Source organism: Caulobacter sp. UNC279MFTsu5.1, assembly GCF_900114015.1.
GTDB lineage: Bacteria > Pseudomonadota > Alphaproteobacteria > Caulobacterales > Caulobacteraceae > Caulobacter.
In genome coordinates, this window is the sequence record NZ_FORN01000029.1 from 20,587 (window position 1) to 33,163 (window position 12,577).

The window sequence follows — 12,577 nt, forward strand, 5'->3', positions numbered from 1 at the left end:
GTAGAATCCCGCATTTGGCTCGGCTCAAACCTCGCTGAACCGGTTTGTAAGCCGCGACGCGAGGGGGCATGATCCGCTGTGGTTCGGGCCTCGGGGCGGGTCGCCACGACCACGGGAGGGTGAAGATTCGATGGCGTTCGGCTTACCCCTCCAACGAGACCGGATGAAGGGCTGCGGGCTGGCTCTGGCGACCTTCGTCCTCGCCGTCGGGCTACGCTGGTTGCTGGCTCCTTGGCTGGGAGATCACGCCGCCTATCTGCTCTTCACCGCGCCCGTCGCCGTCGCCGCGGCGTTCGGCGGCGTGGGCGCCGGCCTCGGCGCCACGTTCCTGGGCCTCGTCGCCGGTTTCGCCTTCAGCGGCCGCGACCGACTGGACGCCCTGGCGATGGCGGAGGCGCTGGCCTTCCTGTTGGCGGCGACGGGCATACTTCTGGTGGGCGTGGAAATCGGGCGACTGCGTCTGCGGTCGGCTTCCAGCGAGCAGGGCGCCGCGGCCAGGGCGAGGCAAGCCGAAGACGTCGTCAGCGAATTCAACCTGCTGATCGACGGCGCGACAGAGTACGCCATCTGCATGCTCGATCCCGAAGGACGGGTTCTGATCTGGAACGCCGGCGGGCAAAGGCTCTTGGGCTGGAGCGAGGCCGAGGCCGTCGGCCAGGAGGTGGCGGTCTTCTATCCGCAAGACGCTCGGCAGGCGGGCAAGCCAGGGAGCGATCTCGCCAGGGCCCGGGCCGAAGGCGAGATCGAGGACGAGGCCTGGCTTCTGCGCAAGGACGGCTCGGAATTCCTGGCCCATGTTTCCATAACCGCCCTCCATGACCAGGCCGGGGCCTTGCGGGGATTTGGCAAGGTTCTGCGCGACGTCACCGACCAGCGCGCCAGCGAGCGGGCCCTGGACGCCGGCGCCGAGCACCTGCGGTCGATCCTGTCCACCGTTCCCGACGCCATGGTGGTCATCGATGAACGGGGCAAGATCCTGTCGTTCAGCGCCGCCGCCGAGCGCCTGTTCGGTTTTCAGGAGACCGAAGTGCTGGGCGAGAACGTTCGTTGCCTGATGCCGTCGCCCGACCGCGAGCGTCACGACGCCTATATCGAGCGCTACCTGACGACGGGCGAGCGCAAGGTCATCGGCATGGGGCGCGTCGTCGTCGGCATGCGCAAGGACGGCACGACCTTTCCGATGGAGCTGTCGGTCGGCGAAGCCATCGGCCATGGCCCCCGGGTGTTCACGGGTTTTGTCCGTGATCTGACCGACCGCCAACGCACCCAGGCCCGCCTTGAGGAGCTCCAGGCCGAGCTGATCCACATCGCCCGGGTCAGCGGCATGGGGACCATGGCCTCGACCCTGGCCCATGAGCTCAACCAACCGATCACCGCCGTCGCCAACTATGTCGAGGCGGTGCGCGATCTCCTGGCCAAGCCGGATCCCGACGACCTGCCGATGATCCGCGAGGCCCTCGATGATGCAGCCGGCGAGGCGATGCGCGCGGGCCATATCGTCCGGCGTCTGCGCGACTTCGTCGCCCGGGGCGAGGTCGAAAAGAGCGTCGAGGACCTGCCGTCCGTCATTCACGAAGCCGCCGCCCTGGGCCTGATGGGGGCCCGCGACCAGGGGTTCGATCCGATTTTCGAGCTGGACGCCGCCGCTACGCCCGTGCTGATCGACCGCGTGCAGATCCAGCAGGTGGTGATCAACCTGGCGCGCAACGCGGTCGAGGCCATGAGCGGCGCGGAGCAGCCCAGGCTTTGGCTTCGTACGCGTGACCAAGGCGACGGCCTGGTGCGGGTGACGATCGCCGACAACGGCCCCGGCGTCGCACCGAACATCGCCGGCCAGCTGTTCACCGCGTTCGTCAGCACCAAGACCGAGGGCATGGGGCTGGGGTTGTCGATCTGCCGCACGATCGTCGAGGCCAACGGCGGCCGCATTTGGCATGAGCCCAGGCCCGGGGGCGGCTCGCAATTCCATTTCACGCTGGTCAAGGTCGAGAAGGAGACCATCTATGAGCGCTAGACGGATGATCCATATCGTCGATGACGAGGAGGCGATCCGTCGCTCGGCCGGGTTCATGCTCAAGACGTCCGGCTACGCGGTGTCGACCTACGCCTCGGGAGACGCCTTCCTGCAGGCCGCCAAGGACGCCGAGCCCGGCTGCGTGCTGCTGGACGTACGCATGCCGGGCATGGATGGCCTGGAGGTCCAGAAGATCATGGCCGAACGCGGTATCGCCATGCCGGTCGTGGTCCTGACCGGCCACGGAGACGTCACCGTGGCGGTTCGTGCGATGAAGGGCGGGGCGGTGGATTTCATCGAGAAGCCGTTCGAGAAGGCCGTGCTGCTGACCGCCATCGTTGCGGCCTTCGAGCGGCTGGACGATGTCGAAGCCCGCGCGGCGCGGGCGAGCGACGCGGCGGTCGCCATCGCGGCCCTGACCAGCCGCGAACAGGACGTGCTCAAGGGCATGGCCCAGGGCCTCCCCAACAAGACCATCGCCTTCGACCTGGGCATCTCGCCGCGCACCGTCGAGGTCCACCGCGCCAACGTGATGGCCAAGTTGCAGGTCAAGAGCCTCTCGGAGGCGCTGCGGATCGCCTTCGCAGCCGGTTTGCAGGACGAGGCCTAAGGGGGTCTACGTAGCGACCGCGTCCGAGCCCTATGGCATGCCCAAGCCGTGACTATTCCTGATCGCGGCAAGCTGGCCGATATGACGCAAGCGGTTCCCATCAAACACGAAGATCGCGCGCGGTTGCTGCTCGTCGAAGACGATCCGGGCGTCCGCCGCTCGCTGCAACTGCTGCTGCACGGGCACGGCTTCGAGGTCCGCGCCTACGCCTCGGGCCTGGCGCTACTGGCCGACCCCACGGCGCTTGGTGCGGTGTGCTTGGTCGCCGACTATCGCATGCCCGAGATCGACGGCCTGTTGATCCTGACACGATTGCGCGAAATGGGGTGGCAGGGACAGGCGCTGTTGGTCACCGCCTTTCCTTCGGCGCGCCTGGTCGGTCAAGCCCTGGCGGCGGGCTATAGCCGCGTCATCGAGAAGCCTCTGGTCGAGGCCGCCCTTGTCGACGCCGTCCAGCGCGCCGTGGCCGCCTGCTGACGCCTCTACGTATTACTCCCAACTGCCAGGCGCCTCTGGCGGCGGTATCAAACCGCGACGACGAGGTGGTCCACTCCACCAGGCGCCTCGGCATCACCTGGAGAGACATCATGGACAAGACCATGAAGGCCGCCGTCGTTCGGGCCTTTGGCCAGGCGTTGGTCGTGGAGCATGTCGCGCGGCCCAAACCCGGTCGAGGTCAGGTGCTGGTCAAGATCGCCGCCTGCGGAGTCTGCCACACCGACCTGCACGCCGCCCATGGCGACTGGCCCGTCAAGCCCGCCCTTCCGCTCATTCCGGGCCACGAGGGCGTCGGCACGGTGGTCCAGGTCGGCAAGGGCGTCGAACACGTCAAGGAGGGCGACCGGGTCGGCGTGCCTTGGCTGCACACGGCCTGCGGCCATTGCACCCACTGCCTGGGAGGCTGGGAGACGCTCTGCGAGGCGCAGCAGAACACGGGCTATTCCGTCGACGGCGGCTTCGCCGAGTACGTGCTGGCCGACGCCGGCTATGTCGGCCACCTGCCGGCCAATCTGAGTTTCCTGGAGGTGGCGCCGATCCTCTGCGCCGGGGTCACCGTCTACAAGGGCCTGAAGGTCACCGACGCCAAGCCCGGCGACTGGGTGGCGATCTCCGGCGTCGGCGGACTGGGCCACATGGCCGTGCAGTACGCCAAGGCCATGGGGTTCAAGGTCGCCGCCGTCGATATCGACGAGGACAAGCTTCATTTGGCGCGCACCCTGGGCGCCGACATCACGGTCAACGCCCGGGAGATCGATCCTGGTCCTTACCTGCAAAAGGAAATCGGCGGCGCCCAGGGCGTCCTGGTCACCGCCGTATCGCCCATCGCCTTCTCCCAGGCCTTGGGCATGGTTCGGCGGGGCGGCACGGTGTCGCTCAACGGGCTGCCGCCCGGCGACTTCCCGCTTTCGATCTTCGACACGGTGTTGCGCGGGATCACCGTGCGCGGCTCCATCGTCGGCACGCGCCTGGACCTGCAGGAGGCTCTGGCCTTCGCCGCCGACGGCCGGGTGCGGGCCACGGTACACGCCGAGGGGCTGGACAACATCAACAGCGTCTTCGACCGCATGGCGCGCGGTGAGATCGAAGGCCGGGTGGTGCTCGACTTCGAGGATCGGCTGTGAAGGGCGACATGACGATCGGCGCGGGGCTTCTCGCCATCCTGGCCGTGGGCTTGGCGGCGGCGGTTCAGGCTTCCCCTGAACCCACGCCGCGGCCTCTGCCCGCGCAGGCGCTTGGCGGCCAACGGATCGCCCAGCGCAATTGCGGAATCTGCCATGCCGTGGGCGCCGGGCCCAGCCCGCTGGCCGACGCGCCGCCCTTCGCGACCCTGCACCGGCGCTACCCGCCCGGCGGGCTCGACCAGATCCTGACCGAAGGCATGCTGGCCCCCAGCCGCAAGCCTGAGGAAGGCTCTCCGGATCACCATCCGCGCATGCCGATGGTCGATCTGGACGAGGATGAGGTGGCTCAGTTGAAGGCCTATCTCCGAAGCCTCGATCCTCGGCCTCGGACAGAACCGAAGGAGACCACGCCTTGAGAGACCCGCTTGGCAGGAGGGCCGATCGCCCTTCCGGCGGCTAAGTTTTTCCGCGGTTGAGCAAGATCAAGATCCTCGGCGCCCAAGCGCGAAATCATCGACTTACGCACAGGAGGTTCGTGTCATGACCGTTCCCCAACTGGCTTTCGTCATCCTGAACGTCGTCGCCTTCGCGGCCTTCGTCCTGACCCTGAGCGCCGTGTCGGTGCAGGCCGCCGCCGGCGAAGGTCCGGTCATGCGCAGATCGCCAAGGCCCTGGGGCCGGGGGATCGCGCGATGACCCGCCCTCCTTCTTTCGGACCTCGGACCGTTCTGGTCGCCGCCATGGTCGTTCTGGGCGTGGCGTCGCTGGCCAGCTGTCAGCTGCGGCAATTCCGTCAACCCTATCACGAGCCGGCCGTGCAGCCGCTGAGCGTTCGCTAGCGCCGGGGTGTCCAAGGAGACCTCAAATGACCTATCCGCGCGGACATGCCTATCGACGCCCCTTGGATCACGTGGCGCGACGGGTGAAGAGACGATCGGCGCAGCGGTCGGGCCTTGATCCGCGCTGGATTTTCCCGGCCGTTGCGCTGGCCGCCCCGCTGGCGGGTGGAGCCTCGGCGTCGCTGTTGCAGGCTTGCCTGATGCTGGGGACGGTCGCCGGTCTCGTCGCGGCCAGGCCGGCGGGCGCCTTTTGGTCCCTGCTCGCCTGGGGTGTCGTCACCGGCGGCTTCGGCGCCATGCTCGCCTTCCTCGATGCGCCGAACGGCCAGAGCCTTACCCCGGCGGTGCTGGCGGTCGCCGTGGTGCAGGCCTTAGCGCTGCTGGGCGTCGCGAGCCCCGCGACGACGGCTGGGTGGAGCGCGCGGGGGCGGGTGCTGCTTTCGCTCAGCGGCCCCCTCGCCCTGACGGTTCTGGCCGTCAACGCCACGCCCGATTGGCGTAGCCTTGGGGCGGCTCTGGCGGTGGCGCTGAATCTCGCGGCGCTGCCCTTGGCCCTGGAAGCACGACGGCGGGCCAGGTCATGAGCGAAGTTTATGCCGCTCGGACGCCCAAGGCTCGCGTGGACGGAAAGTCGCCCCGCTCCGACGCTGCGCCGGTCGCGAGGGAGGGGATGCTCGCCAGGCGCAACGTTTGGATCGCCGCGCTCTTGCTGGGGCTGGCCGTGGCGCTGATCTGGCCCGCCCAACGAGTGTTTCGCCTGCCGCCGTCCACACCCTTCGACGCGGCTCCAATATCGCCACCTTCGCATCCTGCGCCGAGCGCGGCCTTGATCGATCAAACGCGCGCGGTTTGGGCGCAGCTCGATGCGACTCTGGAGCCCTGCGATCAGGCCGTGGCCAAGGTCGATTCCGCGCCGCCTGATCTGGGACGAGCGCCGGCCATGGCGCGACGAGCATTGGCCGCCCGCGACGCGTGCCGGCGAGCTGGCTTGAGCCTACTGGCGATCCGACCGCCGCAAGCCGCGGCGGATTCCGAACGCGCCGCCTTCAGCGAGGCCCTCACGCGCTGCCAGTACGCTTATCTGGTGGAGGGCAACAGTCACGGGCGGTTGGCCGAGGCCCTGAGGGTCGGGGCCAAGGGCGCGGCGAAGTTCGAGGCCTGGGCCGACGTCCAGGAAGCCGACCTCGACGCCAGGGGGTGCCGGATCGGCTTTGTCATGGCCGCCCGCCAAGCGGGCATGCCCTCGTCCCTGTTCGAGGCGGCCGCGCCGATCAAGCCGGCTCCGACGATCCGGTCGACACGACAGACGCAGGCTTGACCGACTGTGATCGGCGCACGCGGTTCTAGACTCTGACGGGCTTCGTCGATGCCCGGGATCTCCGGCAGTCGAGCTCCGCTTCGCTGATGGGCGGAAAATCGATCCGTCACGGCCTCGGCCCGACCCCGGCCAGTCCTGACGCCTCATGGCCGACCGTCCTCGGGAGGCTGGTGACGGGCACGGCTCGAGGCGCCGGTCCACCAGCGGTCAGGTCCTCGGGGGGCGTGGCTTGCAGCCGCCGGCGGCGGCCGGGTCGGACGCGGGCCGCCGGCCAGGGCCTAGCGAACCGACGGCGTCTGGACCCGGGAGGGTTTGGCGGTGTCGAGCGTGCGAATATAGGCCGTCAAGGCGTCGATTTCCGGGGAGGTCAGCATCTTCGGCGGCATCCGATAGTGACCGACCTGCGAAATGGTCTCCAGTTCCCAATCCAGCCGGTAGTTGCGATAGCGTTCGGCGATGGTCGCGAAAGAGGGGGCGCCGGTGGCCGGAGCGCCGCCCCCCGTTCCGACCATGTGGCAGGCCGAGCATTCGCTGACGGCAAGCCTATGCCCAGTCTCGACAAGGGCGACCTCGGGGCCGGGATGCAGAGGCTCCAAGGCGGCGCAGGCGGCCATGACACCAGAGGCCAGCACCGCGGCAAGGCCCCAGAGATGTCGTGTGGGGCTGGCGGTTGGCGGATCTCTGGCGAGCACGCTCACAGCGTCGCCAGGGTTTGGGGCCACAGCGCGCGCAGCGGCAGGGGGAGTTGCCGAAGCACCTTGGTCAGCAGGTCGTGGTCCATTTGCGCCTCGAGTCCTCGAAAGACGCCGCGCGCCAGGCTCTCGGTCTCGATCGGGAAGTCGGGCGGCAAGGCGTCCTCGATCCGGGCGAGGAATGTGTCCAGGTCTCGCTCCGGAGTCGGGGTCTGGCTCGGCCGCCAGCCTTCGGCGAACATGCCCCGCAGCAGCATCGGCAGCTGAGCGGCGAAGTTCATCGCGGGGTCCGGGGCGAGGCGATCGCGCAACGCGTGCAGCGTCGCACGGGCGCCCTGATAGGCTTGGTGGCGATCGCAGGGACCTAGCTCGCTGGCGATGGTTTTCAGCCAGACGTTGGTCTCTTGGACGGTGGTGTCGAAAACCGGAAGACTGCTGGCCATGGGACCCTCCAGGATCAGGGTCGACAGTCTCGGCGAGACGCGGCGAGGGCGTGTTGACAAGGATCAAATCGGATCCGGCCGCCGGCCTTATCAAGATCGGCCTGGAAACATTGGAGCATACGATGAGCGTCGGAGCACGGGCCTTGGCCTTGACTGTCCTGGCGCTGACCATGGCGGGCGCCGGGCGGCCACAGGCCGGGATCGACGCCACCCCGTCCCGCGAACGTCTCGCGCAAGGACAGGCCATCGCCAAGCGCGACTGCGGCGGATGCCACGCCGTGGATCGCGCAGGCGACAGTCCTTTGCCCGAGGCGCCGCGATTGCGCGACCTGCACCGTCGCTATCCCGTCGAGCAACTTGGCGAAGCCCTGGCCGAAGGCATCGTCGTGGGACACGGACCTATGCCGGAATGGGTCCTGGACTCCTACGAGATCGAGGCCCTCATCGCCTATCTGAAGAGTCTGGAGCCGGACGCTCCAGCCCGGGTTCCCAGGCGATGAGAAGGGGCGGGCGGTCCCGTCAAACCATGGGTTTCTCCTGGACCGACCCGAACGCCGGGGTTCGCTGGTCGCTCTCTTCCGAAATATTGGGCGGGTTCCATGGCGATGGCGGCGCGGCCGACCCAGGCCGCCATCGCTTCCGCCGGCAGCTTCGCGGCCGGGGCGATCATGCCGCCGCTGACGGTGATTCTGGCCCCGACCTAGCCAGGGCCTCGAAGTTCTTGATTCACGTCAATGCGATGAAGGGCGCGGCGCGGAAACTCACAGGACAAGCAAGCCTTGGAGGGAGGCGAGCCATGACGACCAGCCGCCCTCTACAACGCCTTTGGTTTCCTCGCGCCGTTGGGCGCACTGCTTGATCAGAAAGGTGTGACCATGCGCATGATCTTGGCGACGCTGCCGGTCCTGATGTCGCTCCTGGCGGCGCCCGCCCAGGCGGGCGGGCAGGACCCGCACGCGGGCCATCATCCGGCCACGACCGCTCCCGCCGCCTCGACCGCGTCGCCCAAGCCCGTGGCGGCTCCGGCGCGAGATTGCCCGATGATGACGTCCGGCATGATGTCGGGTGGCGGCATGGGCGGCGCCGGGACCCACGCGCCAGGCCCAACCAGATCCGCTCCGTCCGGGTCGGCGCCAATGGGTAAGCCCTCGGCCGAACCCATGCCGGATGGGGCGATGATGAAGCCGGACGACATGCCCTGCATGCCGACCGCGGCGCGGCCCGCCGCGCCGGAAACTCATGATCATCCCACGCCCAAGCCCGGTGGCTAGGCGGCGGCCAAGCTTGAAGTTCGCTCGCGCAAGCTAAGGTTTTGGACTTAAGGCTGAAGGGCTGCTTGCGGCTGGCCGCCGTCGCGGTCACGTCCCTCGCGTCGTCGCATATAGGCATCATGCCCTGGGCGCGCGCCTTACCGGCCCTTCCTGGGTCTGCGGGCTTTGCAGTAAAATGTCTGCTTCTTGGGGCCAAGCTCGGGACGGCTTCTGGCGCATGCTGGCCTTGGGCGGTCTGGCGCAGACTGACTCATCGCTTCCGTTCCGCTCGCGGAAGCCGAGGCGAGCAGCATGGTCCCCGCGGGAGGCGGGGAAAACCGATCTCACGGCAACTTCGTTCGGTCCGCTAAACCGACCCGGCCGCCGCGGTCGTCACTGGATGGTCAACTCGGCCAGCGTGGCCGTGGCGATCGATACCGCCAGCGGCCCATGCAGCGAACCGGTCCGAACCCGCCCGAAACGCGGCGACGTGGCGGCGCGAGCCCACTTCCACGGGAAAGTTGGCAACGCTGTCATTTGGGCGTTGTGATTGATAGGTTTTGTCATATCAATGGCCGCGGCCGAGACACAAACGGCGTTCGCGGGAGTATGTGATGAAACGAACGACCAAGCGCACGCGACTGCTCGGGGGCGGCGTATCGCTCCTGGCGATCGTGATCGCAGCGCCCAGCTTCGCCCAAACGGCCGGGCCGGCCGCCCCGGACAGCAGCACCCTTGACGAACTCGTGGTCACCGCGCGCCGCCGCGCGTTGGACAACGCCACCGAAATCAAGCGCAACGCCGACACCGTCGTCGACTCGATCGTCGCGGACGAAGCCGGCAAGCTGCCCGACACCTCGATCACCGAGGTGCTGCAACGCATTCCGGGCGTGACCATGTCGCGGTTCCAGAGCCTGGGCAGCCCCGACCAGTTCTCTTGGGAAGGCACGGGGGTCCAGATCCGCGGCCTCTCCGGCATCACCGGCATGCTGAACGGGCGCGAGATCTTCTCGGCCAACGGGGGCTCGGGCCTCAACTGGGGCGACGTCACGCCCGAACTCATGGCTGCGGTGAACGTCTACAAGGCCACCACCTCCGACCTGATCGAAGGGGGCACGGGCGGCGCGATCGACCTGCGCACCCACATGCCCTTCGACTACAACAAGCCGCAGTTGGACGTGTCGATGAGCGCCACCTATGGCGACTTCATCAAGAAGGCCTCGCCCGCCGGCTCGATACTGGTCACCAAACGCTGGGACACCAACATCGGCGAGTTTGGCGCCCTGCTCGACCTGGCCTCGACGCGTTATCGGTCGGCCGACAGCTTCATTCGCACCGAGCCCTACTACCCGAGCACCTTCAACGGCAAGACCGTCTACGTGCCTGGGGGTTTCAACTACGGCAACGACGATTTCGACCGCAAGCGCAAAGGGATCTACGCCGCGTTCCAATGGCGGCCGGTCCCCGAGTTGACGCTCTGGCAGACGGACTTCATCTCCAAGTACAACACCAAGGTCGGCGGCGGCGGCGTCTTCATGGACTCCAGCGGGCCTCAGGATGTCGTTAGCGGCGAATTCGACGCCGATGGCGTGTTCCAGCGGGGCGTCCTGCGCGGCTCCAACGCGGGCGGCTACTCCCCCGGCAATTCCAACAACCAAAATCCTGGAAAAAGCTGGACCGCCGATTATAGCGGCGGCTTCACCCTGGAGGCGGCCGACAACTTCCAGGTCAGCGGCGCGGTCCAGGTCGTCAACTCCAAGAACCAGAATCGCAGCTACGGCCTCGGCGTCGGTTCGGCGAGCATCCCCGAGATCAGCTTCGACACCGCGGGCGACGTTCCCACACCCAAGCTCAGCACGACCGCGCCGCTGCTGGACGCGGCCCAGGCCAACATCAACAACCTGGTCTACAATCAGACCCACAACAGCGGCCGGATGACCGCGGCCAACCTCGACCTGCAGTACGACATCGGCGACGGCTTCTTTCGCCAGCTGAAGGTCGGGGCGCGGATCGCCGACCGGTCGGAAAACGACAGCTTCACCGGCACCTACTGGTCCGCCACGGGCCGCGGCTGGAACGGCGTACCGCAGTCGACGGTCGCCACCTCGCCGGCGGAGGACTTCTACGTCTACGACTTCCCCGACTTCTTCAAGGGCAAGCGGGACGCGCCGGGTCCGTACATCTTCGCAAGCCCGGGCGCGGCCACGCCCGAGAATCTGCTGCGCTACACCGCCTGTGGGCCGCAGTTGGCCATGCGATGCAGCACCGATCCGACCAGCGCCGACTACAATGCAACGCGCACGCTCTACGGCGATCCGGTCAACCTGAACTTCGGCAACGCTCCCAATGCGGTGCTGACCAAGGTCGAGACCCGCAGCGCCTACGCCATGTTGCGGTTCGGCAGCGACGGGCTGGGGGCGCTTCCAGCCTTCACCGGCAACATCGGCGCGCGCGTCGTTCGCAATGAGATCAGCAGCACCGGCACCTTCACCTTCTCCGGCGGTACTGAATTCTATCGTACGCTCGCCGACGCTCAGGCGTCGCTGGCCCAGGTCGGCGGGCTCGACAACGTGGCGGCCTATCGCCTGGCCAATGGCCAGATGCCGCTCACCTACCAGACCGTGTCCAGTTCGACGACACGGTCCGAAACCAACCGCTACACCCGGGTCCTGCCGTCGCTGAACCTGACGTTCAAGCCGGACGACGCCTGGGTGGTGCGCGTGGCGCTGAACAAGACCCTCAGCCCGCCGAGCTACAACGACATCCGTTCGACCGGGAGCGGCGGCGTCTCGACCTCGGCCAACCCGCTCAACGGCACGAGCTCCAGCGGGGAGAACATCTCCCTGCCGACGATCTTCAACGGCTACACCTACAGCTCCGGCAACACCAAGCTCAAACCCGCGGTGTCGACGAACGCCGATTTCAGCGTCGAGTGGTATCCGAAGGCGGGGACGACGGCGCACATCGACGTCTTCGCCAAGAACATCAAGGACCTGATTATCTACAATGACATCAACACGCCGGCCGCGACCCTGTTCGGATCATCCCCGCCGCTGATCGTCAGCAACGGCGCCCTGGTGACCCTCCCGGGCAATGTGAGCGGGCAGGCCAATTACAACGCCACCGAAACCTCCAAGATTCGAGGGGTCGAACTGGGCGGCCGGAGCTATTTCGACCAGCTCCCGGGTGCATTGCGGGGCCTGGGTCTGGAAGCCAACTTCACCTATATCGACAGCAAATCGCCCAGCACCCGGGCGCGCGACATGAACGGCGCGCCAATCACCGACCTGCCGATCGTCGGCCTGTCGAAATACAACTACAACGTCAACCTTCTCTACGACTACGGCCGCTGGAGCGCCCGCCTGGCCTACAACTGGCGTAGCCGATACCTGGCCACGACCACTGGCAACGGCACGACCAACAGCTATACGGCCGCGAACGGCGCCAGCGTCTCATACGCTCTTCCCGTCTACGTCGCCGACATGGGGCAGCTCGACGGCAGCGTCAGCTACAAGCTCAACGACCACGCCCAACTGTCGGCGGACTTCACCAACTTGCTCAACGTGATTTCGCGCACGGAGATGGAGATCCTGCCGGGCAAGGTTGTGACGCGAAGCTGGTTCATCAATGACCGCCGGGTCTCGGCCAGCCTGAGGCTGAGCTTCTAGCCGTCGGCCCTTGCGGTCAGGGCGAAGGCGCGGCCCTCCAGAGGGGCCGCGCCTCGTCTTATGATACGATTGACCGCTCCGGACCAATCCGATGGACAAGCGGCCCAGCGAATGGGACGTC

14 protein-coding genes are annotated in these 12,577 nt (G+C 67.4%); 12 read left to right on the plus strand and 2 right to left on the minus strand.

Annotated elements, in window-relative coordinates; all coding sequences use genetic code 11:
- Positions 1-163 precede the first annotated feature (163 nt).
- From BM066_RS16075 to BM066_RS16105, 9 genes are all read left to right on the plus strand, one after another.
- On the plus strand, positions 164-2,014 hold the full coding sequence (locus BM066_RS16075; RefSeq protein WP_255367622.1) for a PAS domain-containing sensor histidine kinase: 1,851 nt from the start codon (positions 164-166) through the stop codon (positions 2,012-2,014).
- Entirely contained in the window at positions 2,004-2,624 is a 621-nt protein-coding gene (locus BM066_RS16080; RefSeq protein WP_026176440.1) for a response regulator transcription factor, read from the plus strand. Before BM066_RS16075 ends, BM066_RS16080 begins: the two co-directional genes overlap by 11 nt.
- A gap of 123 nt (positions 2,625-2,747) precedes the next feature.
- Positions 2,748-3,101 carry a response regulator transcription factor gene (locus tag BM066_RS16085; protein ID WP_255367623.1) on the plus strand — a complete coding sequence of 118 codons (354 nt, stop codon included), beginning with the start codon at positions 2,748-2,750 and terminating at the stop codon, positions 3,099-3,101.
- A gap of 110 nt (positions 3,102-3,211) precedes the next feature.
- Positions 3,212-4,246, plus strand: coding sequence for an alcohol dehydrogenase AdhP (gene adhP, locus BM066_RS16090; RefSeq protein ID WP_018061359.1), 1,035 nt, complete (start codon positions 3,212-3,214; stop codon positions 4,244-4,246).
- Between the two features lie 8 nt (positions 4,247-4,254).
- A complete protein-coding gene (locus tag BM066_RS16095) occupies positions 4,255-4,662 on the plus strand; it encodes a c-type cytochrome (RefSeq protein WP_026176442.1) in 408 nt (135 codons plus the stop codon).
- Between the two features lie 124 nt (positions 4,663-4,786).
- Positions 4,787-4,942 carry a hypothetical protein gene (locus BM066_RS26500; protein ID WP_018061361.1) on the plus strand — a complete coding sequence of 52 codons (156 nt, stop codon included), beginning with the start codon at positions 4,787-4,789 and terminating at the stop codon, positions 4,940-4,942.
- Positions 4,939-5,085, plus strand: a complete 147-nt coding sequence (locus BM066_RS26505) for a hypothetical protein (protein WP_177218481.1) — start codon at positions 4,939-4,941, stop codon at positions 5,083-5,085. The genes BM066_RS26500 and BM066_RS26505 overlap by 4 nt, the downstream gene beginning before the upstream one ends.
- Before the next feature lie 26 nt (positions 5,086-5,111).
- Positions 5,112-5,669 carry a hypothetical protein gene (locus BM066_RS16100; protein WP_026176443.1) on the plus strand — a complete coding sequence of 186 codons (558 nt, stop codon included), beginning with the start codon at positions 5,112-5,114 and terminating at the stop codon, positions 5,667-5,669.
- 86 nt (positions 5,670-5,755) lie between these two features.
- Complete coding sequence (locus BM066_RS16105) at positions 5,756-6,403, plus strand: hypothetical protein (protein WP_255367624.1); 648 nt, start codon at positions 5,756-5,758, stop codon at positions 6,401-6,403.
- A 278-nt stretch (positions 6,404-6,681) separates the two neighbouring features.
- On the opposite strand, the gene BM066_RS16110 is transcribed toward BM066_RS16105, so the two are convergent.
- A complete protein-coding gene (locus BM066_RS16110; protein WP_089929563.1) occupies positions 6,682-7,101 on the minus strand; it encodes a c-type cytochrome in 420 nt (139 codons plus the stop codon).
- The gene (locus BM066_RS16115) at positions 7,098-7,538 is read right to left on the minus strand and encodes a DUF2267 domain-containing protein (protein WP_018062207.1); all 441 of its coding nucleotides are present in this window, start codon (positions 7,536-7,538) and stop codon (positions 7,098-7,100) included. Before BM066_RS16115 ends, BM066_RS16110 begins: the two co-directional genes overlap by 4 nt.
- Before the next feature lie 122 nt (positions 7,539-7,660).
- On the opposite strand from BM066_RS16115, the gene BM066_RS16120 reads away from it, so the two are divergent.
- From BM066_RS16120 to BM066_RS16135, 3 genes are all read left to right on the plus strand, one after another.
- Positions 7,661-8,038, plus strand: coding sequence for a c-type cytochrome (locus tag BM066_RS16120; RefSeq protein WP_026176569.1), 378 nt, complete (start codon positions 7,661-7,663; stop codon positions 8,036-8,038).
- Between the two features lie 375 nt (positions 8,039-8,413).
- Entirely contained in the window at positions 8,414-8,809 is a 396-nt protein-coding gene (locus tag BM066_RS26025; RefSeq protein WP_143093747.1) for a hypothetical protein, read from the plus strand.
- A 593-nt stretch (positions 8,810-9,402) separates the two neighbouring features.
- Complete coding sequence (locus tag BM066_RS16135) at positions 9,403-12,456, plus strand: TonB-dependent receptor (protein WP_018062211.1); 3,054 nt, start codon at positions 9,403-9,405, stop codon at positions 12,454-12,456.
- Positions 12,457-12,577: the final 121 nt, after the last annotated feature.

What these genes read in the sequence shown, in the direction of transcription:
- BM066_RS16100 (WP_026176443.1), top strand. Translation starts at nt 5,112, where the DNA reads ATGACCTATCCGCGCGGACATGCCTATCGACGCCCCTTGGATCACGTG.
- BM066_RS16105 (WP_255367624.1), top strand. Translation starts at nt 5,756, where the DNA reads ATGCTCGCCAGGCGCAACGTTTGGATCGCCGCGCTCTTGCTGGGGCTG.
- BM066_RS16095 (WP_026176442.1), top strand. Translation starts at nt 4,255, where the DNA reads ATGACGATCGGCGCGGGGCTTCTCGCCATCCTGGCCGTGGGCTTGGCG.
- BM066_RS16135 (WP_018062211.1), top strand. Translation starts at nt 9,403, where the DNA reads ATGAAACGAACGACCAAGCGCACGCGACTGCTCGGGGGCGGCGTATCG.
- BM066_RS26505 (WP_177218481.1), top strand. Translation starts at nt 4,939, where the DNA reads ATGACCCGCCCTCCTTCTTTCGGACCTCGGACCGTTCTGGTCGCCGCC.
- BM066_RS16115 (WP_018062207.1), bottom strand. Translation starts at nt 7,538, where the DNA reads ATGGCCAGCAGTCTTCCGGTTTTCGACACCACCGTCCAAGAGACCAAC.
- BM066_RS16075 (WP_255367622.1), top strand. Translation starts at nt 164, where the DNA reads ATGAAGGGCTGCGGGCTGGCTCTGGCGACCTTCGTCCTCGCCGTCGGG.
- BM066_RS26500 (WP_018061361.1), top strand. Translation starts at nt 4,787, where the DNA reads ATGACCGTTCCCCAACTGGCTTTCGTCATCCTGAACGTCGTCGCCTTC.
- BM066_RS16080 (WP_026176440.1), top strand. Translation starts at nt 2,004, where the DNA reads ATGAGCGCTAGACGGATGATCCATATCGTCGATGACGAGGAGGCGATC.
- adhP (WP_018061359.1), top strand. Translation starts at nt 3,212, where the DNA reads ATGGACAAGACCATGAAGGCCGCCGTCGTTCGGGCCTTTGGCCAGGCG.
- BM066_RS26025 (WP_143093747.1), top strand. Translation starts at nt 8,414, where the DNA reads ATGCGCATGATCTTGGCGACGCTGCCGGTCCTGATGTCGCTCCTGGCG.
- BM066_RS16120 (WP_026176569.1), top strand. Translation starts at nt 7,661, where the DNA reads ATGAGCGTCGGAGCACGGGCCTTGGCCTTGACTGTCCTGGCGCTGACC.